Origin of the sequence: Gaetbulibacter jejuensis (assembly GCF_039524015.1) — a bacterium.
GTDB classification, from domain to species: domain Bacteria; phylum Bacteroidota; class Bacteroidia; order Flavobacteriales; family Flavobacteriaceae; genus Gaetbulibacter_B; species Gaetbulibacter_B jejuensis.
This window is the reverse complement of the sequence record NZ_BAAAGF010000003.1, coordinates 314,233-334,102: the sequence shown is the minus strand read 5'-3', so window position 1 is coordinate 334,102 and position 19,870 is coordinate 314,233. Positions and strand designations below refer to the sequence as shown.

At 32.5% G+C, this 19,870-nt stretch carries 19 protein-coding genes; 10 read left to right on the top strand and 9 right to left on the bottom strand.

The window, feature by feature from the left end; translation table 11 throughout:
* Nucleotides 1-42: 42 nt before the first annotated feature.
* Nucleotides 43-1,956 (top strand): ATP-binding protein, encoded by a 1,914-nt coding sequence (locus ABD011_RS11125; RefSeq protein WP_343798284.1) that lies wholly within the window; start codon nt 43-45, stop codon nt 1,954-1,956.
* A 158-nt stretch (nt 1,957-2,114) separates the two neighbouring features.
* On the opposite strand, the gene ABD011_RS11120 is transcribed toward ABD011_RS11125, so the two are convergent.
* Both ABD011_RS11120 and ABD011_RS11115 read right to left on the bottom strand, forming a co-directional pair.
* The gene (locus tag ABD011_RS11120) at nt 2,115-2,963 is read right to left on the bottom strand and encodes a universal stress protein (RefSeq protein WP_343798282.1); all 849 of its coding nucleotides are present in this window, start codon (nt 2,961-2,963) and stop codon (nt 2,115-2,117) included.
* Between the two features lie 76 nt (nt 2,964-3,039).
* Nucleotides 3,040-3,945: a sterol desaturase family protein gene (locus ABD011_RS11115; RefSeq protein ID WP_343798280.1), complete on the bottom strand. Its 906-nt coding sequence runs from the start codon at nt 3,943-3,945 to the stop codon at nt 3,040-3,042.
* A gap of 84 nt (nt 3,946-4,029) precedes the next feature.
* Here ABD011_RS11115 and ABD011_RS11110 point away from each other — a divergent pair, with 84 nt between their 5' ends.
* Genes ABD011_RS11110 through ABD011_RS11100 form a run of 3 tightly spaced genes read left to right on the top strand, consistent with a single transcriptional unit; the run spans nt 4,030 to nt 6,952 of the window.
* Nucleotides 4,030-4,731 (top strand): DUF2490 domain-containing protein, encoded by a 702-nt coding sequence (locus tag ABD011_RS11110; RefSeq protein ID WP_129760230.1) that lies wholly within the window; start codon nt 4,030-4,032, stop codon nt 4,729-4,731.
* 25 nt (nt 4,732-4,756) lie between these two features.
* On the top strand, nt 4,757-5,791 hold the full coding sequence (locus ABD011_RS11105; protein ID WP_343798278.1) for an o-succinylbenzoate synthase: 1,035 nt from the start codon (nt 4,757-4,759) through the stop codon (nt 5,789-5,791).
* 3 nt (nt 5,792-5,794) lie between these two features.
* Nucleotides 5,795-6,952 carry a CPBP family glutamic-type intramembrane protease gene (locus ABD011_RS11100; RefSeq protein ID WP_343798276.1) on the top strand — a complete coding sequence of 386 codons (1,158 nt, stop codon included), beginning with the start codon at nt 5,795-5,797 and terminating at the stop codon, nt 6,950-6,952.
* Between the two features lie 46 nt (nt 6,953-6,998).
* On the opposite strand, the gene ABD011_RS11095 is transcribed toward ABD011_RS11100, so the two are convergent.
* Nucleotides 6,999-8,933 carry a DUF3857 domain-containing protein gene (locus tag ABD011_RS11095; RefSeq protein WP_134199120.1) on the bottom strand — a complete coding sequence of 645 codons (1,935 nt, stop codon included), beginning with the start codon at nt 8,931-8,933 and terminating at the stop codon, nt 6,999-7,001.
* Nucleotides 8,933-10,816, bottom strand: coding sequence for a DUF3857 domain-containing protein (locus tag ABD011_RS11090; RefSeq protein ID WP_343798273.1), 1,884 nt, complete (start codon nt 10,814-10,816; stop codon nt 8,933-8,935). Before ABD011_RS11090 ends, ABD011_RS11095 begins: the two co-directional genes overlap by 1 nt.
* A gap of 102 nt (nt 10,817-10,918) precedes the next feature.
* Between ABD011_RS11090 and ABD011_RS11085 the strand changes: the two genes are divergently transcribed.
* Nucleotides 10,919-11,977 (top strand): AMP-binding protein, encoded by a 1,059-nt coding sequence (locus tag ABD011_RS11085; protein ID WP_343798271.1) that lies wholly within the window; start codon nt 10,919-10,921, stop codon nt 11,975-11,977.
* On the opposite strand, the gene ABD011_RS11080 is transcribed toward ABD011_RS11085, so the two are convergent.
* Genes ABD011_RS11080 through ABD011_RS11065 form a run of 4 tightly spaced genes read right to left on the bottom strand, consistent with a single transcriptional unit; the run spans nt 11,974 to nt 15,907 of the window.
* On the bottom strand, nt 11,974-12,522 hold the full coding sequence (locus ABD011_RS11080) for a hypothetical protein (RefSeq protein ID WP_343798269.1): 549 nt from the start codon (nt 12,520-12,522) through the stop codon (nt 11,974-11,976). The genes ABD011_RS11085 and ABD011_RS11080 overlap by 4 nt on opposite strands.
* 23 nt (nt 12,523-12,545) lie before the next feature.
* On the bottom strand, nt 12,546-13,379 hold the full coding sequence (locus ABD011_RS11075; RefSeq protein WP_129760223.1) for a hypothetical protein: 834 nt from the start codon (nt 13,377-13,379) through the stop codon (nt 12,546-12,548).
* A 4-nt stretch (nt 13,380-13,383) separates the two neighbouring features.
* Entirely contained in the window at nt 13,384-14,241 is an 858-nt protein-coding gene (locus ABD011_RS11070; protein WP_129760222.1) for a hypothetical protein, read from the bottom strand.
* 22 nt (nt 14,242-14,263) lie between these two features.
* Nucleotides 14,264-15,907, bottom strand: coding sequence for an acyl-CoA carboxylase subunit beta (locus ABD011_RS11065; RefSeq protein WP_343798266.1), 1,644 nt, complete (start codon nt 15,905-15,907; stop codon nt 14,264-14,266).
* A gap of 259 nt (nt 15,908-16,166) precedes the next feature.
* Between ABD011_RS11065 and ABD011_RS11060 the strand changes: the two genes are divergently transcribed.
* The 4 genes from ABD011_RS11060 to ABD011_RS11045 are packed head-to-tail and all read left to right on the top strand — an operon-like array spanning nt 16,167 to nt 18,183.
* Nucleotides 16,167-16,700 carry an NADPH-dependent FMN reductase gene (locus ABD011_RS11060; RefSeq protein WP_129760220.1) on the top strand — a complete coding sequence of 178 codons (534 nt, stop codon included), beginning with the start codon at nt 16,167-16,169 and terminating at the stop codon, nt 16,698-16,700.
* Between the two features lie 2 nt (nt 16,701-16,702).
* Nucleotides 16,703-16,987, top strand: coding sequence for a GNAT family N-acetyltransferase (locus tag ABD011_RS11055; RefSeq protein WP_343798263.1), 285 nt, complete (start codon nt 16,703-16,705; stop codon nt 16,985-16,987).
* A 5-nt stretch (nt 16,988-16,992) separates the two neighbouring features.
* Complete coding sequence (locus tag ABD011_RS11050; RefSeq protein WP_129760218.1) at nt 16,993-17,430, top strand: MarR family winged helix-turn-helix transcriptional regulator; 438 nt, start codon at nt 16,993-16,995, stop codon at nt 17,428-17,430.
* Between the two features lie 27 nt (nt 17,431-17,457).
* Entirely contained in the window at nt 17,458-18,183 is a 726-nt protein-coding gene (locus tag ABD011_RS11045; protein WP_134199107.1) for a pirin family protein, read from the top strand.
* 30 nt (nt 18,184-18,213) lie between these two features.
* Here the strand turns inward: ABD011_RS11045 and ABD011_RS11040 are convergent, their stop codons facing one another.
* The gene (locus ABD011_RS11040; protein ID WP_343798259.1) at nt 18,214-19,392 is read right to left on the bottom strand and encodes an MFS transporter; all 1,179 of its coding nucleotides are present in this window, start codon (nt 19,390-19,392) and stop codon (nt 18,214-18,216) included.
* 294 nt (nt 19,393-19,686) lie between these two features.
* Here ABD011_RS11040 and ABD011_RS11035 point away from each other — a divergent pair, with 294 nt between their 5' ends.
* The gene (locus tag ABD011_RS11035) at nt 19,687-19,869 is read left to right on the top strand and encodes a CAL67264 family membrane protein (RefSeq protein ID WP_103052245.1); all 183 of its coding nucleotides are present in this window, start codon (nt 19,687-19,689) and stop codon (nt 19,867-19,869) included.
* Nucleotide 19,870 lies beyond the last annotated feature (1 nt).

The following is a 19,870-nucleotide window of genomic DNA, read 5'->3' as shown; positions in this document are numbered from 1 at the left end:
ATCTTTTTAAAGTTGTGTGTAATGTAACAAAACCAACAAACATTGAAGAAAGAAACCATAATACAAGGCTCATTATTTGAGGAAGACTATTTAATTAGAACTTTAGGAAGTCTTGGAAATTCGCCAGAAGTCGCACTTACTGAATTGGTTGCTAATGCTTGGGATGCTGGTGCTACAATTGTCGATATTTACATTCCCGAAGAAAAAGGACTGAATCTAATTATTGAAGATAATGGTGTTGGTTTATCAAAAGACGAATTTTATTCAAGATGGATGAAATTAGGTTATAATAGACTAAAACATCAAGGAAAAAAAGTCCTTTTTCCAAAAGGCGTTGACCAACAAAGATATGCTTATGGAAGAAACGGAGTTGGAAGACACGGAATGCTTTGTTTTAATAATGAATACAAGGTTATAACTAACAACAGTGGGAAAAAATCTGAATTTACAATTACCACAAAAAGTGAAAAAGAGCCCTTTATTATCAAAGAACAAAACTTTGGAACTTCTGAAAAAGGGGGAACAAAACTTATAGTTGAAGTCGTTAAAAACTTACCTAAACCCGAACACATTTTAGAAGTAATTTCTGCAAGATTTCTACACGACCCAAATTTTAAAGTTTCAATTAACAGAAAAACAATTCAGTTAGAAGAACATAAAGGTTTGATATTTTCAGAAACAGTAAACATTGAAGATATAGAACTCAAAATACATCTGATAGATTCCAAAAAAGCACGAAAATCAACATTATATCAAGGAATTGCTTTTTGGCAAAGTGGTAGGCTAGTCGGCGAACCTTCTTGGATTGTAGGTTTCAATATGGTTTTAGATGGCAGAACTAAACAAGCAAAAAGATATTCAGTTGTTGTACAAACCAATGATTTAGCAGAATTCATAAAAGAAGATTGGACAGGATTTAAAAACACAAAAGAACTAAATCCAATTTTTGACAAAGTTGACGAGACCGTCCATAAGATGTTTTCGGAAATTGCAAAAGAGAACATAGAAGAAACAACAAAACAAATAAAAAATGAATATAGAAAAGAGTACAACGAATTAAGTCCTCTTGGAAAATATGAATTTAATGAAGCAATAGAGAGTATTGCTTTAAATAACCCAACAGCAAGACAAGATTCTGTTAATCTAGCGGTTGAAACCGTTATAAATTTAGAAAAAACAAGAAGCGGAAGCGAACTACTTCAAAAACTTTCGTTATTCTCTGAAGAAGATGTTGAGGGTTTAAATAAACTTCTTGATAAGTGGACAGTTAAAGATGCATTGACAGTATTAGATGAAATAGATAAAAGAATTTCAGTAATCGAAGCTATAAGAAAATTATCTAGCGATAAATCGGTTGACGAACTTCACGTTCTTCATCCTTTAATTGCAAGTGCGAGGTGGATTTTTGGCCCTGAATTTGATTCTCCTGAATATGCTTCGAATAATCAACTTCAAACAACAATCGAAAAAGTATTTAATAAAAAAATAGATAAATCTGTTTTTAACAATCATAAAAAGAGACCTGATATCGTAGTTGCTGGAGATTCTACGTTCTCAATCACAGGAACTGTAGATTTCGATACTTCTAATGGAATCACGAATATTAATAAGGTTCTGATTATCGAACTTAAAAGAGGTGGATTTAAGTTAGGAAAAACAGAAAGAAACCAAGCAGTTGGTTATGTTGAGGATTTTATGAATTGTGGAACATTAATCGGTTCTCCTTATATTAATGCTTTTGTAGTCGGAGAAACTTTTAGTGAAAAAATTCAACCTATATCAAAAGTTTCTAATGGAAGTGATGTAGAAATGGGGAAAGTTCAGATTTGTCTTTTTTCACAAATTGTTGACTCATCCGAAAGGAGACTTTTTAACTTGAGAAAGAGATTAAACAAACGATATGATAATGCTTCTGGTATGGAGTTATTTGAAAGACAGAGAAAAATAGTAATATAAAAAAAACACTACACACAACAATGGCAAAAAGTAATTGTTTGTTCTGCCTACTTCTGAAAATTCTAGCAGATATTCACACAACAAACCATACACAAACACGTTAAACGATATAAGTCAAAAAAAAAATCTACTAGCAACTAGTAGATTTTTTTTGTGTTTTAAAACGACGCTTCATTAAAAATAATGAGAGGTACTTTAGCGTGGTGACTTATAGATTTACTCTGGCTTTTATTAAATAGCTTTTCAAAGAAATTGTGTTTTTTAGCAATGACACACATCATGTCTAATTGTCTGCTTTCACTAAAAATACGAGTTCCTTTTGCTACTGAGACATCAGTTAATTGATAAAAATGAGTTGGTACTGGGTTTAAAAACGCAATAAGTTTCTCTTTACTAGACGCTTTTTCAGGTGTTAACGCTTTATCTTTTAAAATATGAACCACAGAAACTTGTGCTTCAAAATGTTCAGCTAGCGCTTTTAATAAGCTTAAACCATTGGTATAAGATTTTATAGAGTAGTCTACAGCAAAACCAATTTCGTTAATGTCATTAAATACAACGTTAGAAGGTACAGCAATTATTGGGCAAGTGAGTTTACCAATTAAACCAGCAGTGTTGCTACCCAACGTTACTTCTTTTAAACCACTAGCACCTTTGGTTCCTAAAATTACTGCATCAATACTATGCTCTTTTACTTTTGCCTTTACAGCACTTGTAAAATAGTCGTTAATTATAGAGGTTTTAAACGTGTGGTTTTCGTTTTTAGGTAAGGCATCTATCTGTTTTTTTAAGCGGTTTAGTTCAGAGATAGCTTCGTTTTTCATAGACTCCATAATTATAGAGTTGGCACGCTTAGAGGTAACTGCTGTTGATGGAGCAGCAACTTGTGGCTCGTACGAATGCATTAAGTAAAATGTACATTCAGCATCTTTAAGCAGCTCTAAAGCGTATGAAATCGCTTTCCATGAATTATCAGAAAAATCGGTAGGTAATAGTATATTCTTCATTTTTTTGCTTTGAAATAATTACACTATAAAATTAAAGGTTTTTTGGCAAACAGTATATGATAAATATCAGTAGTTTTTATCTGTTTTTACCAGACTTTAACCATTCTTCTCGCAAATCGTCACTAAGTTTTCCTGTACCATCGTGTTTCCAACCTGGTGGCTTGGTAAGGTAATGCCAACGGTCTTTTAACGATTTTTTTCCTGAAAACGCATCTTTAAGCATATTGTACCATTCAACAAAAGCAATCTTTACAGGATTGTATGTGTTGATATTAGTTACCAAACCATAACGTACTTTTTCCTCGCTAAGTTCGGGTTGAAATGTACCGAACATCTTATCCCAAATAATAAGGATGCCAGCGTGATTTCTATCTAAATAAATAGGGTTACTACCATGATGTACTCTGTGATGCGAAGGTGTGTTCATAACAGCTTCAAACCACTTTGGCATTTTATGGATAGCTTCTGTATGAATCCAGAATTGATACAGTAAGCTAATAGACATTTGCAGTAAAATCATAGCAGGATGAAAGCCCAAAAGCGGTAACCACAACCAAAAAATAAACGAGTAAAACCCACCAGACCACGTTTGTCTTAATGCTGTACTTAAATTGTAATGTTGCGACGAATGGTGCACCACATGAGATGCCCAAAACAAACGACACTCATGCGAAATACGATGAAACCAGTAGTAAGAGAAATCATCAGCAAAGAAAATTAAAATAAAACTCCACCAAGCCACAGGAATGGTAAAGAGCCTAAAGTTTTCATAAATCACTACAAAAGCTCCAAGTACAATAGCTTTACTAAAAAAGCCTAAAAACACATTGCCTAAACCCATAGCAATAGAGGCAAAGGCATCTTTGGGTTCGTAACCTTTGGTTTCTTTAAATTTTTCGCGTGTGGTAACATATAATTCCAGTGCCATTGATAAGATGAAAAAAGGAATGGCAAAGTGGATGATATTTGGAAATTCAGGCATTAAGTAAGATATTTGTGTTTCTAAATTTAATACTTTTTTTATTATCCTAAATCAGGATTAAAACAATCCAAAAATATAAATGCTATGACCAAAACAGCTCGTGTTTTATTATTATTTTCCATTTTAACAGTATCATTTACGCAATCCACTAAAGCCCAAAACCCAGACCAAATGGGAGCGTGGTACATGTATTTTTTTGATACTCAGTTTAAAGAGAGCAAATTTGGGTTGCAAGGTGATGTGCAGTACAGAAACTGGAACATCATGGGAGATTTAGAGCAGTTGCTTATACGTTCTGGTGTTACGTACAGACCAAAAAATACGTCAGTAAAATTAACCTTAGGATATGCGCATATTACATCTGGAGCCTTAGGTGAAAGCGATGATACTTCGGTTGAAAGTAGAATTTACCAAGAAGCACTTTTACCACAAAAAATAGGAGGTCGTGTGTATTTAACGCATCGTTTTAGATATGAGCAACGTTTTGTTGAAGACCAAGATTTTAGAACGCGTTATCGTTATAACCTGTTTATGAATATTCCGTTTAATAAAAAAACGTTCGAGAAAAATACCATTTATGCAGCGTTATACAACGAATTATTTATCAACGGACAACAAGATATAGGTGATGATAGAACGGTTGAGTTTTTTGATAGAAACCGTACGTATTTAGGATTAGGTTATGTGTTGAACTCAAAAATTAAGTTTCAATTGGGTTGGATGAACCAAAAAACCAATGCACAAGGAAAAGGGCAACTACAAGTGAGTATGCACCATAAATTTTAATGTATTTCATCATGTTGATTACCCAATGAAAGCCACATACCACAAGTACATTCTTAATTTTAAACAACCTAGTGGAACATCTAGAGGAATTCTTAAAACCAAAGAAACTTGGTTTATTAGTATAGAAGCCAATGGACAACAAGGTATAGGCGAATGTGGGATTTTACGTGGTTTAAGTGCAGACGACAGACCAGATTACGAAGAAAAACTAAAATGGACTTGCAATAACATTCATTTAGGTTTAGAGGAGCTGTATAGTGAGCTTGTTGAATTTCCTAGTATTCAATTTGGGTTGGAAATGGCTTTTAAATCTCTTGAGAGCGCATCGTCGTTTCAATTATTTCCTTCTAAATTTACTAACGGAGTAGACGCTATTTCAATTAATGGATTGATATGGATGGGAACCGAAGCTTTTATGAAGCAACAGATAAAAGAGAAAATTGAAGCAGGTTTTTCATGTATTAAAATGAAAATTGGCGCTATCGATTTTCAAACAGAATACAATCTGCTTAAATCTATAAGAAAAGAGTTTTCAAAAAGCGATATCGAGCTTAGGGTTGATGCCAATGGTGCGTTTTCGGTTGATGACGCTCTAGATAAATTAAACTATTTAAGCGAGCTCGATTTACATTCTATTGAGCAACCTATTAAGCAAGGGAATTGGTATGAAATGGCGAGTTTGTGTGAAGATACACCATTACCAATTGCTTTAGATGAAGAACTTATAGGTGTTTTTGATACCTCTGAAAAGCAAAAACTATTACAAATCATTAATCCGCAATACATTATTTTAAAACCAAGTTTTATAGGTGGTTTTAAAGGAAGCAAAGCGTGGATTGACTTAGCTGAAGAGCGAAGTATAGGTTGGTGGATTACTAGTGCATTAGAGAGTAATGTTGGGTTAAATGCCATTGCACAATGGACGTATACTTTACAAAATACAATGCCACAAGGCTTAGGCACAGGCAGTTTGTTTACTAATAATTTTGATAGTCCGTTATTGGTAAAAAATGGTAAATTGCACTTCAATAAAAATTTAGATTGGAACTTTAACTTATAATTTATGTATATAGCACAAGCGTTTAATGTCTTACACGATTGGTGGAGATATTTTATAGGGTTTATAATAATAGCAGCTGCTGTTGTAGTTGGTCAAATACCTTTTACTGCATTGGTGATGTTTAAAGCAATAGAAGAAGGAGATGACCTTGCGAATTTAAACGAACAAGCAATGCTTAGTATGCTTGAACCTAATTTAAATTTGTTTTTAATGCTGCTATCCTTTGCTATTGGTTTGGTTGGAATTTTTATAGCTATTAAAGCATTACACAAGCAAACCATAACACATTTAACAACCTCTAGACCTAAAATAGATTGGAAACGTGTGTTCTTTGCCTTTTTCTTTTGGGGAATTGTATCTAGTGGCTTAACACTGTTAGATTACTTTATGTCACCTGATGACTATGTAGTGAATTTTAAACTTGGTCCTTTTTTAATTCTTTGTGTTATTGCCATTATTATGGTGCCTTTACAAACCAGTTTTGAAGAATATTTGTTTAGAGGTTATTTAATGCAAGGAATTGGGGTATCTACCACAAATAGAACATTTCCTGCTACTTTTATGGTGTTATTGATAGCAGTAATAGTATATTTTGCTTTACCTTATTTAATTGATTTTAAATGGTATTTTAAGCTGTTGTATTTATTAGTATGTTTAATCGCTTTAGTATTGGTAAATTCTGTTTTCAAGAACAGTTTAGAAAGCGAAAAATTTGATAGCATATTCAAACTATTCAATAGGAACTGGGTACCGTTACTAGTTACATCGGCTGTCTTTGGATTGTTGCATATTTCAAACCCTGAGGTTAAGCAATTGGGTAATGTAATTATGGTGTATTACATTGGTACAGGACTCTTTTTAGGGATTATGACTTTAATGGATGAAGGTATGGAGTTAGCTTTAGGGTTTCATGCTGCAAACAACTTGTTTACAGCTTTATTGGTAACTGCTGATTGGACTGCTTTTCAAACACATTCTATTTTAAAAGATATGTCTAACCCAACTGAAGCAGGATTTATAGATGTATTTTTACCAGTGTTTGTGATGTTTCCAATACTGTTATTTATCTTTTCTAAAAAGTACAAATGGACGAATTGGAAAGATAAATTATTTGGTACTGTAGAAGAGCCACCAAAAGAAGATTATAAAATATTAGAATAAAAAAAGCGACCGTTTGGTCGCTTTTTTGTTGTCTTGTTTTTGCTTTCTATTCTATAGGTTTAAATAGAATAGCTGCTTTGTTAAAATCGGATGCTGCATTAATTACATTTCTGAATTCTTCGTAACGGTCTAAATCATATTCTAACGTCTTATAAAACTCTTGAATGGTAATTACTAATGTATTGCCATCTAACTTATAACCAGATTCAAACTTACATACTTTGTTACCCTTACTGTCTTTGTAGCTTTCGTCAATATTTAAACTGCTTAAACCTTCAACAGTATATCCTTCAGGAATATTAACTGTAATAGTGTAGTTATATTCATTAGGATAAGTCATTTCAATTGGGTTAACTCTTTCGGTTTCCTGGTACAGTTCGCTTTGTGTACCAATAATTAATCCAGCTTGAAAAATATAACTGTCACCAGCATCTTCAATTAAGGATTCTGAAGACACCTTAGATTCAACTATAAAAGGTAGGTTATATTCTGTTTGGTTAATTTCCCCATTTTTAGTTTCAAAGCTTAAGCTTTCTTTGTCTTCAATACCAGAAGCTGTAAGATAGTCTTTGAACTCTTTTACACCTTGTTCTGACGATAAGTTAAGAACAGCTCTGTTAGTAACAGACCAATGTCCTGTGAACTCTTGGTGCATGTCGATAATAGTGCTTTCAAAATCTTCGGTAAACGTAATGTCTGTAATACGATTCACTTGACTATAATCAGGATCTGCCTGAGAGATTTTAGAGAAATAGTGGCTAAAATCACTTTTAATAAACAATCCGTAGTTGCCTAAAATATTGAAAGGAGCTTCACCAACTCTGTATTCAATTCTATCAGGAGCGATGTATTTTTTCTCAGTAGGTAAGTAGATTAAGAAATCTCTAAGCATATTAGGAATAAAGAAGTCTGGGTCAAACTTATACTGAAATCTATTAGCAGTAATAACAACTTCGTATTCAATATCTAAAGCTTTTAAAAAGTTTGCATATACTTTTATGATACCAAAGTCACTTGCTGAACGGTTTTTAAGAATATAGTCTAAATCAGACAGCTCGTCATTGTTGTTTTTGATAACATTAAAGTTACTTTTAATAAAATTATCTACTCTAGATGCTTTTTCAAATACCGAAAGGTCAGTTTTTCCTTCGATAATGGTAGCTAAATCTGCATCAATTTTACTGGTTGCAGTTTCAGGGAAAAATCTTCCGCCAACATTATTGGAAACGTTAGTCCAAAACATGTCTTGGGTAATGTCTTGACCTTGCGGAAAACATTGATATACTACTGTAATTTTATTGGCATCTGGTGTAGCATATTCTTCTTCAACCATTGCAGGAATGTTTTTTAAAGTCAACGATTTGGCATTGTCACCATCAATTGTAACGTCTTTAAATGTAGAGTCAGTTCTATATGCTTTAACATTGGAATTAAGTTTTCCTGTGATAAAAATAAACTGTGCTTCGTTGATTTTGTAGTTGCTCTGCATAGTTTCTGAACCATACATGTCAAACTCTTTTTCAACTGTGTAAAGCACTTCTATTTCTGAACCTTTTTCAACACCTTCAATAGCAAAAATCTTGAAGTCTCCATATTCGTCAACATTTTTAACCTCTTTAATATTGTCTTGGTTAAGCACAGTAACTTTTCCTTTGGCGTTAATGGTTCTTGCTTTTATGTCTACAACCTTTTTTACTTCGTACATTGGGATGTAAACTGTGTTGTGTCTTGCAATACCTTTATCATCGTTTACTCGTGTGATGGTATGTTCGGTCTCATAGCGTTTGGGCTCAGGAGACATCATACTAGACGCGTATTCAACAATATGCTTTTTTAAAATACCTATTGAGGATTCTTTTTCATCTTCAGCAGATAGTTTATGAAGTTTAGGCTTTTCGGTCCAATCGTAGGTTCTAAAATGTTGGGAAAAACTACTACTTGTACTTACAAATAGTAATACAATCAATGCTTTTTTTATCATTATATCTTTTCTATTATTATACTTTTTTTGTAGGCTTTTATAAGGCTTTTGATAAAGCTGTTCCAAGTTTCAAAATCTTTGTTTTGAATGCTTAGCGTTTTTACATAAATAGATTTGTTTTGAGTAATGGTATCTTCATCTACAGTGTAAGAAATGCTGTAACCATACTTTGGGTTATCAAACGTAAGGTCTTTAGGAACATAGTTTACTTTGTAGCCTTCAGGAACTTTAAACGTTGTGGTGAAGCTTTTTATAAACTCATGGTCAATTTTCTTGCTGTATTTTCGGTCTTCTAAATCAATACTGCTGTTTGATAACGATCTGTCTATGTTTAGGTTAATATACGTTTTATTGCCAATAGTTTTAGCATAACTATCAATACTAAGGTCGTAACCTAATTGTAATGGAGTACTTTTGTTATCAAAATTCTCCAGAGTAATGTTGGAGTAGTTGGTCTTGTTGTTTCCAAGAGATAACGTAGTATTTAGGAACTCCTCTTCGGTTTTATCATCTTTTTTATAGGTGTAATCTGAAATGAAATTCACTTTTTCATAACCTTTAAGCGCTCTTTTTTCAGAGACTTTTACAATACCATCTTCTAATGAAAAATGACTTGTAATGGTAGATGTGTTTTTATCTGCATTTTGAACAGGTACTTTGATAACTTTGAAATTATCAGCATCAATACCTAAAAGCGCTTCTTTGGTTTGTGTAAACTCACTAGGCATTCCAAAAGGCACATAACTATCAGTAGCATCTAAAAATATAGTGTCGTTTTCTACCATAGCAGTTGTTATCATGTGGTTGTCTACCATTGGAGTAGGTACTTCAAAATAAGAATAGTGTCTGTCTCTAGTTCCAATCCAAGTTCTGTAAGATTCAATACCTACATGATTAAGCATTTCGTAGAGCAAGTTTGCCATGTCTTTACAATCGCCATAACGCTTGTCACAAACACTTGCAGCACCACGAGGAATAAATCCTCCAAGACCATCTTCAAAAGCAACATAAGTAATATTGTCTTGTACCCAATTAAAAATGGTTTCGGCTTTTTCTCTATCGGTAGTAAGGTCTTTTGTGATGTCTTCAGCAATAGCATATACTTTTTGTAGAGAAGACGTATCTATTTGATCAACCAAAGAGCTGTACCATTTGTATAAATCATTTACATCGTTTAATACATTGTGGACTTTACCGTCTTCTTCATAGTTTTTGATGTAAACGATAATGTGTGGTAAATAATACAGAATAGCTTCACTGTCTTCTTCACCTTGGTAGCCTTTAATATTATCTACAGTCCAAGTGTAAGTGTAACCGTTTTTGGTGTCTTCTTTTTTGAAGTCTAGATTTATGTTTTCGGTATTAAAATCGATGTACCCAATATTTACATTTTTAGGAAACTCAATAGAGAGTTGCGCACTTTTAGTAGGCACATAAGTTCCAAATCTGAATAGTCCTAAAAAATGAGGGTCTTTAATAATTTCTTTATAGCTTAAATTGGTAATTGCACCTTTAGTAACAGCAGGAAAAATAAAGTTTTTAGACTCTTGGTCACTGTAAAACACACCATTGTCAAAAGCACGTTTGGTTTCGATATAATCTACCTTTACTTTTTTATCTTGACTAGGAATGTAGGTGTAAGCATCAATATCTTCTATTGAAGTAAAGCTGTCAAAGTGCATAGATTCGTTAGCAAAATAAAGTTTGTTAGAAGTTAAAAATTCAGCTTGTTCTGATATGTTTTTGGCAATATCAAACTTGTGATTTTTTAAACCAATTTTTATGTGCTCGTGACGTTTTAAATAAATATAATCCTCGTTCGAAAAATCTTGAGCAAATAGAAAAAGAGGACATAACAATAGGATTAACAGGGACTTCTTCATAATTCGTGCTTTATTGTCAAATATATATTTTTTTAATTTTAAATTTTTAGTACAATTCGTTAAAAATACTATAATTTTAACACATCTAATATCATACCAAAAATGATTCCTACTTTTGACAAGATACATTTAAAATTTAAGCTTAATAACACTAGTTATAACCATGAGGAGCTTAAAGAAGTCTCGTATAGTTTAATAAAAGAAGGTGAAGCTTATGAAAAAATTATAGGCAATTTTCTTTTAGATTGGTTAGACGAAAAGGATTTTCTGTATGTGAAAACCTCAGGTTCTACAGGTAACCCTAAGCTTATAAAAGTAAGCAAGCAAGCTATGGTAAATTCTGCAATAGCAACAGGGAATAGGTTTAAGCTATCTCCAGGAGATACAGCATTACATTGTTTGCCTACAAACTTTATTGCAGGTAAGATGATGCTAGTAAGAGCAATGATTTTAGGTTTAGAACTGGACATTGTTGAACCAAGTACACTACCAGCTTATGACGATGAAAAGCCATATAAATTTTGTGCTATGGTACCAATGCAACTACAAAAATCATTGAAAAGACTACAAAATATAAATACATTAATTGTTGGAGGAGCTGCAGTTTCAAAATCATTATTAAAAGATATTGAGCCATTAAAAACAAAAGTATTTGCTACTTATGGTATGGCAGAAACCTTAAGCCATATCGCTATAAAACCATTAAATAATTACAAAGGAGAAGCGCATTTTAAACTATTAAAAGACGTTAAAATATCACAAGATGATAGAAACTGTTTAGTGGTTGAAGCGCCAAAGCTTACAGGCAAAACTATTGTAACCAACGATATTGTAAAATTATATTCTAAAACAGAATTTGAGGTTATAGGTCGTTATGATAATATGATTAACTCAGGTGGTGTTAAATTATTTCCTGAGCAAATTGAAGCAAAGCTAGACGGAAAAATAAGCCAACGTTTTTTTGTGGCTTCTCAACCAGATGACACTTTGGGAGAACGTGTGGTATTGGTTTTAGAAGGACAATCAACTGAATTAGATACAGCTATTTTTTCTGATTTAGAAAAATACGAAGTGCCAAAACAAATATTTTCTGTAGAACAATTTGCTGAGACGTCATCGAAAAAAATCCAGAGGGCTAAAACGCTAAGTAAATTAAACTAATTTGTTTCTAGTTTTTTTAATTCATTTGTAAATGCATTTGAAGCATCAATACTAAAATGACTTGTTTTAAATAGGTATACACCCATGCTGTTGATGGTTAACATAAAATCACAGGTTTCATAACCTCTGTCAAAAAGTGATGAAATAATTTTTTTTTCATCATGTAAGCTGTAAAAAGAGTTGTAGCCTGAATCATAATGAGCTATTAATAAATCGGAATTCATTTTTGTTTTCAATTTATTTAATAAGTCTTTGTTACTATCACTACTTATATTTTGATAATTATCGTACCAACATTTATTCTTGGACTTTAAATATGATATGGTTAAATATTTTAAACTATCTAAATCTTTATTGAAAGTTTCTTTTAAATATTTTTTTAAATCAACAATTTCTTGCTTTTTTAGTTCTCCAACTTCTATTGATGACGTACTTGTTTTTATATCTGAAAGGGTGTAGTCTTTCGTATTCTTTTCAGTATTGTTTTTAGTAGATTTACAGGAAAAGGCAAATAAAACGAATAAAATCAAAAATAAATTTTTCATAAGAAAGCAAAGCGTTTTTGTTTTTAGTCTTTATGAAGAAATAACATAGTATGATTTGTGGTATTTAGTATTTCTTTAGCTCTTTCATGTTGATCTTCAAAAGTTTTTAAATCAGTGCCTTTACAAATACCATAAGAATAATGATATCTTAGAATTTCTAAATCTATTTTTGAGAGCTCGATTATAGATGAATTGCATTCAGCCAAAAAACTATCACATGATAATATTACTGTTTTATGAAAAAAGCCTAAAGAAGAGAAAAAATCTTTCTTAGCATCAAATATTAATCGTTCTTTATTGAATAAAATTTGAGGATTTAATTCTAACATACACTTGTAAAACTGTTGCTTTCCATCCCAATTTATATAATAGCCAACTCCATCTTTTCCTTTTATTCTTTGTTCGTATTTATAATCTTTTTCTGAATTTAAGCTATAGATAAAATAATTAGCATCATTTTTAGAATTAACTTCTCTAATTTTTAAAGAATCAACTTTATCAGATAAATCTAAAGCAAACTTTAAAAGTTCTTTTTTAACAGTTTTATCGACAGTTTTGTCAAAAAATAATTTTACTTCATCTTTCCAATATTTTATGGTTTGCTTTTCTTTAACATGTTTCTTCCAATGTTTACTGCTTTGAAAAACAACATCTTTATACAATTCTAAAAATACAGAATCTCTTTCCTCGTAAGGAACCGTAACTCCATCAGTTCTATTTCCATAATTTAATGATACTACAGAGTCTTTATAAATAATTTTTTTTGTCTCTAAGCTATCTTGAGACCTAAGGCTATTAGAACCCAAAAAAAGCACTAAAGCTATAATGAAGAAGTTGTTTTTTTTGTGCAATACCATTAGTTTAATCAATTATAAATTTAGTTTGGGTTGGATGCTCTTTTTTTAATAAAGAATATTTTTCAATTAAACGTTCGTAATTAAAGATGGTTACATCAGAATCATAAACGTTTTTATAGTGAAAATTTAAAATATTAAAATCTAAATCAGTAAGCCTTTTGGTTGGACTATAGCAATCAGCTAGTATGCTTTCACATGGTACATTGTTAATCAACCAAAATTGACCTAAAGATTTGAAGAATTGAACTTTTAGACTATTGATTTGATCATTAAATGAAAAAAAAGATAAAGTATTTAATCGTAAAACACCACTGTAGAATTTGTTGTTAGAGTGTAATAAATTATAGGTTATTGGTTTTTGTTGAATAATATTAGGATGCTCTTTATCTTTTTTTGAATTAATATAGTAGATTAAATAATTAGAGAGTTCTAATTTTGAAACGACACTTATTTTTAAAGAATTAGAATTTTTTGAGATTTCATTAAAAAAAGAACTTAGTTCTTTTTTTGTCTTCTTATCAACACTTTTATCAAAATAAACTTTGATGTCAGATGTCCATAATTTAACATGAGATAATTTGAAGTTTTTTCGTCTAGTTTCTTTATTTCCAAAAACAGCGTCCTTATAGTGTTCAATAAATTCAGGGTCAAAATCTCCAAAATCAACCTCAAATTCTCCCATTGGAATACTTTTTTCAACAACTAGTGTGTCGTTTTCAAGATAAATTGCATTTTTTAAATTGATATTTTTTGAATTTTTTAAGCTTTTTATACTTACATACTTTCTATTAATATCTAAATTATTTTGCCCAATACTTATTGAACTTATTAAAACGAATAAAATCAAAAATAAATTTTTCATAAGAAAGCAAAGCGTTTTTAAGTTAAACCTGCAACACACCCAAATTAAAAGGTTTTTCAATAGGAGCATGGTTAGCGGCTTCAATACCCATACTAATCCAGGTTCTGGTGTCTAAAGGATCAATAACCGCATCGGTCCATAATCTGGCAGCAGCATAGTAAGGCGATACTTGGTTGTCGTAACGCGCTTTTATCTTGTTGTAAAGTTCGTCTTCTTTCTCTTTGGTGAATTTTTCACCTTGTTTCTCTAATGAGGCTTTTTCTATTTGTAATAATACTTTAGCAGCACTATTTCCACTCATTACAGCAAGTTCAGCACTAGGCCATGCAAAAATAAGTCTTGGGTCGTAAGCCTTACCACACATCGCATAATTACCAGCACCATAACTATTACCAACTACAACGGTAAATTTTGGCACCACACTATTACTCACAGCGTTTACCATTTTAGCTCCATCTTTTATGATTCCAGAATGTTCACTCTTACTACCTACCATAAAACCGGTAACATCTTGTAAAAACACTAACGGAATCTTCTTCTGGTTACAATTGGCAATAAAGCGCGTGGCTTTATCGGCAGAATCATTGTAAATCACACCACCAAACTGCATTTCGGCTGGTTTGGTTTTCGATCCAGTAGTTTTTACAATATGACGCTGATTTGCAACAATACCAACAGCCCAACCATCAATTCTGGCATAACACGTAATAATGGTTTGTCCGTAACCCGCTTTATATTCTTCAAACTCACTATTATCTACAAGACGTTTTATAATCTCGTACATATCGTATTGATCGGCACGACTTTTAGGTAAAATACCATAAATATCTTGTGGGTTTTCTTTAGGTTTTTTTGCAGCAGTACGATTAAAACCAGCTTTGTCAAAATCACCTATTTTATCAACAATATTTTTTATTTTATCCAATGCATCTTTATCATCTTTAGCCTTGTAGTCCGTAACACCGCTAATTTCACTATGCGTTGTTGCACCACCGAGCGTTTCGTTATCAATACTTTCGCCAATAGCCGCTTTTACCAAATAACTACCAGCAAGAAAGATACTTCCTGTTTTGTCCACAATAAGCGCTTCGTCACTCATAATAGGTAAGTAAGCACCACCAGCAACACAGCTACCCATTACAGCAGCAATTTGTGTAATGCCCATACTGCTCATAATGGCATTGTTTCTAAAAATACGACCAAAATGCTCCTTATCAGGGAAAATTTCGTCTTGCATTGGCAAATACACACCAGCCGAATCCACAAGGTAAATAATTGGCAATTTGTTTTCAATCGCAAGCTCTTGTGCGCGCAAATTCTTTTTTCCAGTTATAGGAAACCACGCACCAGCTTTCACAGTCGCGTCATTAGCCACTACAATACATTGTTTCCCTTTTATATAACCAATTTTTACCACAACACCACCAGACGGACAACCACCATGTTCTTTATACATGTCATCACCTGCAAAAGCGCCAATTTCAATACTTTTGGCTTTATCATCAAGCAAATAATCAATACGTTCTCTAGCAGTCATTTTTCCTTTAGCGTGATGTTTTTCAATACGCTTTTCGCCACCGCCAAGTTTTACTTTTGCAAGTCGTTTCTTAAGTTCAGAAACCAATAATTTATTATGATCTTCGTTTTTGTTGAAGTTTAAATCCATCAGATGTTATATAGTTAATTAGGGCGTTCCCACGCAATAGCGTGGTCGGGTTTTTCGCTATATCTCCCTAAAAATAGGGAGGATGCCGCTGCAACCCCTAACGCAAGTTGTTAATGCAGGCTAAAAATACAAAACTTAACCTTGCTACGAAAACGTTGTAATGTAAAAGCTATGTTAAAAATATTACCATGTAAATAGTTTCCTTGGAAAATAAAATATTTTGTTATATATTTGCCATGGAAAATAAAAACAATCACACATGAAACATATTATAGCATTCGCAGGAAGTAACAGCACAACATCAATTAACAAACAATTGGCTACATACGCTTCAGGGTTAGTAGAAGGAGCTAAAGCAGAAGTATTAGATTTAAATGATTTTGATGTGCCGCTATTTAGTACAGATTTAGAAAAAAGCATGGGCGGACAACCAGAAAACGCTCACAAGCTATTCAATAAAATAAAGGAAGCTGATGGTATAGTTATTTCATTAGCAGAACACAATGGCGCTTATGCTTCAGTTTTTAAAAACCTATTTGATTGGATATCTCGTATAGAAGCCAAAACATTTTTAGGAAAACCTATGTTGCTTATGGCAACATCACCAGGAGCAAGAGGCGGACAATCGGTATTGACCATTGCTGAAGACCGTTTTCCAAGACATGAAGCAGATATTGTAGGCGTGTTTTCTTTACCGCAATTCGGAAATAATTTTTCTGAAGGAAAGATTACTAATAAGGAATTAAACGACCAATTATTAGTTGAAGTAGATAAATTTCAAAACGCAATATAGTTATGAACATCCAGCAAGAAGACGATACTAAAAAAGGTGCTTTTTACATAGAGCAAGATGCGAAACGAATAGCTGAAATGACTTACGTTTATGCAGGAGAACAAAAAATTATTATCGATCATACCGAAGTAGATGCAAGTCTAAAAGGTCAAGGTGTTGGTTACAAACTAGTAGAAGAAGCTGTAGCATTTGCAAGAGAAAGAGCGTTAAAAATTTTACCACTTTGTCCGTTTGCAGCAGCAGTTTTTAAAAAGAAAGCGGATGATTATAATGATATAAAAGCCTAAAAACTATGGGAGATATTTCAAAAGACGTTAATTCTTCGTTTAAGGACAACCGTACAAAAGCGTTGATTAATATTTTGTACACAGCCAATTGGATTACTGGAAAACAAAATACATTTTTTGCAAAGTTTGGGTTATCACCACAACAATACAATATTTTACGCATTTTACGTGGTGCAGATAAACCATTGACAATGCAAGATGTAAAATCAAGAATGATAGACAGAGCGCCAAATGCCACACGATTGGCAGACAAGCTTTGTGCAAAACAACTCATTGAGCGTATCCCATCTGAAACAGATAGACGTGTGGTACAAGTTGCCATCACCAGTGAAGGATTAAAACTTTTAGAAGATATATCAGACAATTTTAATGACGATTGGTTAAAAAATATCACAGAAAAAGAAGCATCACAATTAAGTGATTTATTAGATAAATTAAGATAAAAGGGGAAACCCAGAAAGGATAATAAAATGAAAACAGTAGTTCACAAAGCAGGAACAAGAGGATTTGCAAATCACGGATGGTTACAAGCCAATCATTCGTTTAGCTTTGCAGGTTGGTTTAATCCAGAGCGCATTCATTTTGGAGCGTTACGCGTATTAAATGATGATGTTATTGCACCAAAAATGGGTTTTGGAACACATCCGCACGATAATATGGAAATTATCACCATTCCTTTAAGTGGAGAGCTTAAACATCGCGATTCTATGCATAACGAATGGCAATCTGTATTACCAGGAGAAGTGCAAGTAATGAGTGCCGGAACTGGAGTGCAACATTCTGAAATTAATGGTTCTGAAGATTCGCATTTAAGTTTGTTTCAAATATGGGTAATACCTAACAAACAAGGTGTTTCACCACGTTATGACCAAAAAACATTTAGTGATTCCGATAGGAAAAATAAACTACAAACTTTGGTAACATCTATTGATGATAATCATGAAGGAAGTTTAAAAATTCATCAAGATGCTAAACTATCTCGCATTGATTTAAGTCAAGGTGAAACGTTTACCTATAACCTAAAAAGTAGTAACCATGGTGTTTACGTAATGACTATTTATGGAGACATTATAATAGGTGATCAAAACCTTGAAACAAGAGACGCTATAGGTGTTTCAGAAACTGAAAGCTTTTCAATAGAAACAAAACAAGATTCTGAATTGTTGTTTATTGAAGTTCCTATGATGACTTTGTAAAACAGGTAACAATTATCATATAAAAAGCACTTATGAAAATGAGTGCTTTTTTACTTTTTTTGCTTTTCTATTTTTTAAAGTAAATATTACTAAAGCAATAAAAATACCACAACCAGCCATAGCAGCACCAACCCAATCAGCAGCTGTATATCCATAACCCATAGCAATAGGAAGTCCTGCAAAATAAGCTCCTGATGCATTACCAACATTAAAAGCACTTTGATTTAACGAAGAACCTAATGTTTCAGAGCCTTTAGCCGATTTTATAATAAGCATTTGTATAGGTGTTGATATAGAAAAAGAAACAATACCTATTATAAAAGTCATCACTAATACAAGTACTTTATCTGATGCTAAAAATGTATTTAGAGAAAGGCATAAAACCATCATGCAAAGCACAATTGTTACGGTGTTTAATGGAGAGAACTTTTCAGTAAGTTTTGCGCCTAAAAAATTACCAATTACCATTCCTAATCCAGCTAAAATCATGGCATAAGACACAACACTTTCAGGATGTCCAGCAACATCAGTAATCAATGGAGCTATATAACTATACCAAGCAAAAAATCCACCTGTACCAATGGTTGTTAGTAGTATTATCAGCCATAACTCCAAACGTTTAAAAACCTTAAATTCACTTAAAAAATTTGTGTTGTTTGATTGTCTTATTTTTGGCATCCAAAACTTTACGCCAAGAACAGCTAGAACACCAACAAATCCAACCATTAAAAATGAAATACTCCAACTAAAGTTTTTACCTAAATAGGTTCCTAAAGGCACGCCCAAAAGGTTTGCAACAGTTAATCCGCTAAACATAATAGCAATTCCTTGTGCTTCTTTACCTTCTTTAGATAGTTTCCCTGCAACTACAGCACCAATACCAAAGAAAGCACCATGTGGTAAGCCAGATAAAAAGCGTAAAATCATAAATGAATTGTAGCCAGTAGCAAAAGCAGAAAGTGTATTAAAAACTGTAAACCAAAGCATAAGTATTAATAGCACTTTATTTGCAGGCCATTTACTTCCTAAACCTGTAAGAATAGGAGCGCCAATTACAACACCTAAAGCGTAGGCTGAAATAAAATGTCCAGCATCAGGAATGCTAATACTAAAAGCATTTGCAACATCAGGTAAAATACCCATAATAACAAATTCTGTGAGTCCTATTCCAAATCCTCCAATGGCTAATGATAGTAAGGCTTTATTCATATTTTTATACGTAGATTTTTCAAAAAGAAATAAACAACAAAATTAGTTCTATTATTAAGTAATCAACGCATAAAAAATGATAAGAAAAAGTTAATTAAGAAATTAAGAAAAAAGAGTTGTTAGAATTAAGAATTTCAAAATTTATTGTGATATATACAGCGTATTTGTGAGGCTAAATTTACAGCTTGAAAAAGATATTTTCTTAAAGAAAAATTAAAAGCACCTTACTTTGGTTGAATTTTGTGAGTTAAAACACGATATTTGTATTTGCTAACTAAAAATAAAGATTAAGAAATGGCAATGAATAAAAATACAGTGTTGGCTTGGGCCACATGGATTATGATTTTTGTAGGATTAGGTTTAATAGGACTAGGAGCTTTTCGCTATGACGATGTTGCAGGTTGGGGATTTGCTGCTGTTGGTTTTGGCTTTTTCTGTATTGCTTGGGTGTTTAATGCATTAAAAGGAAGAGTATAAT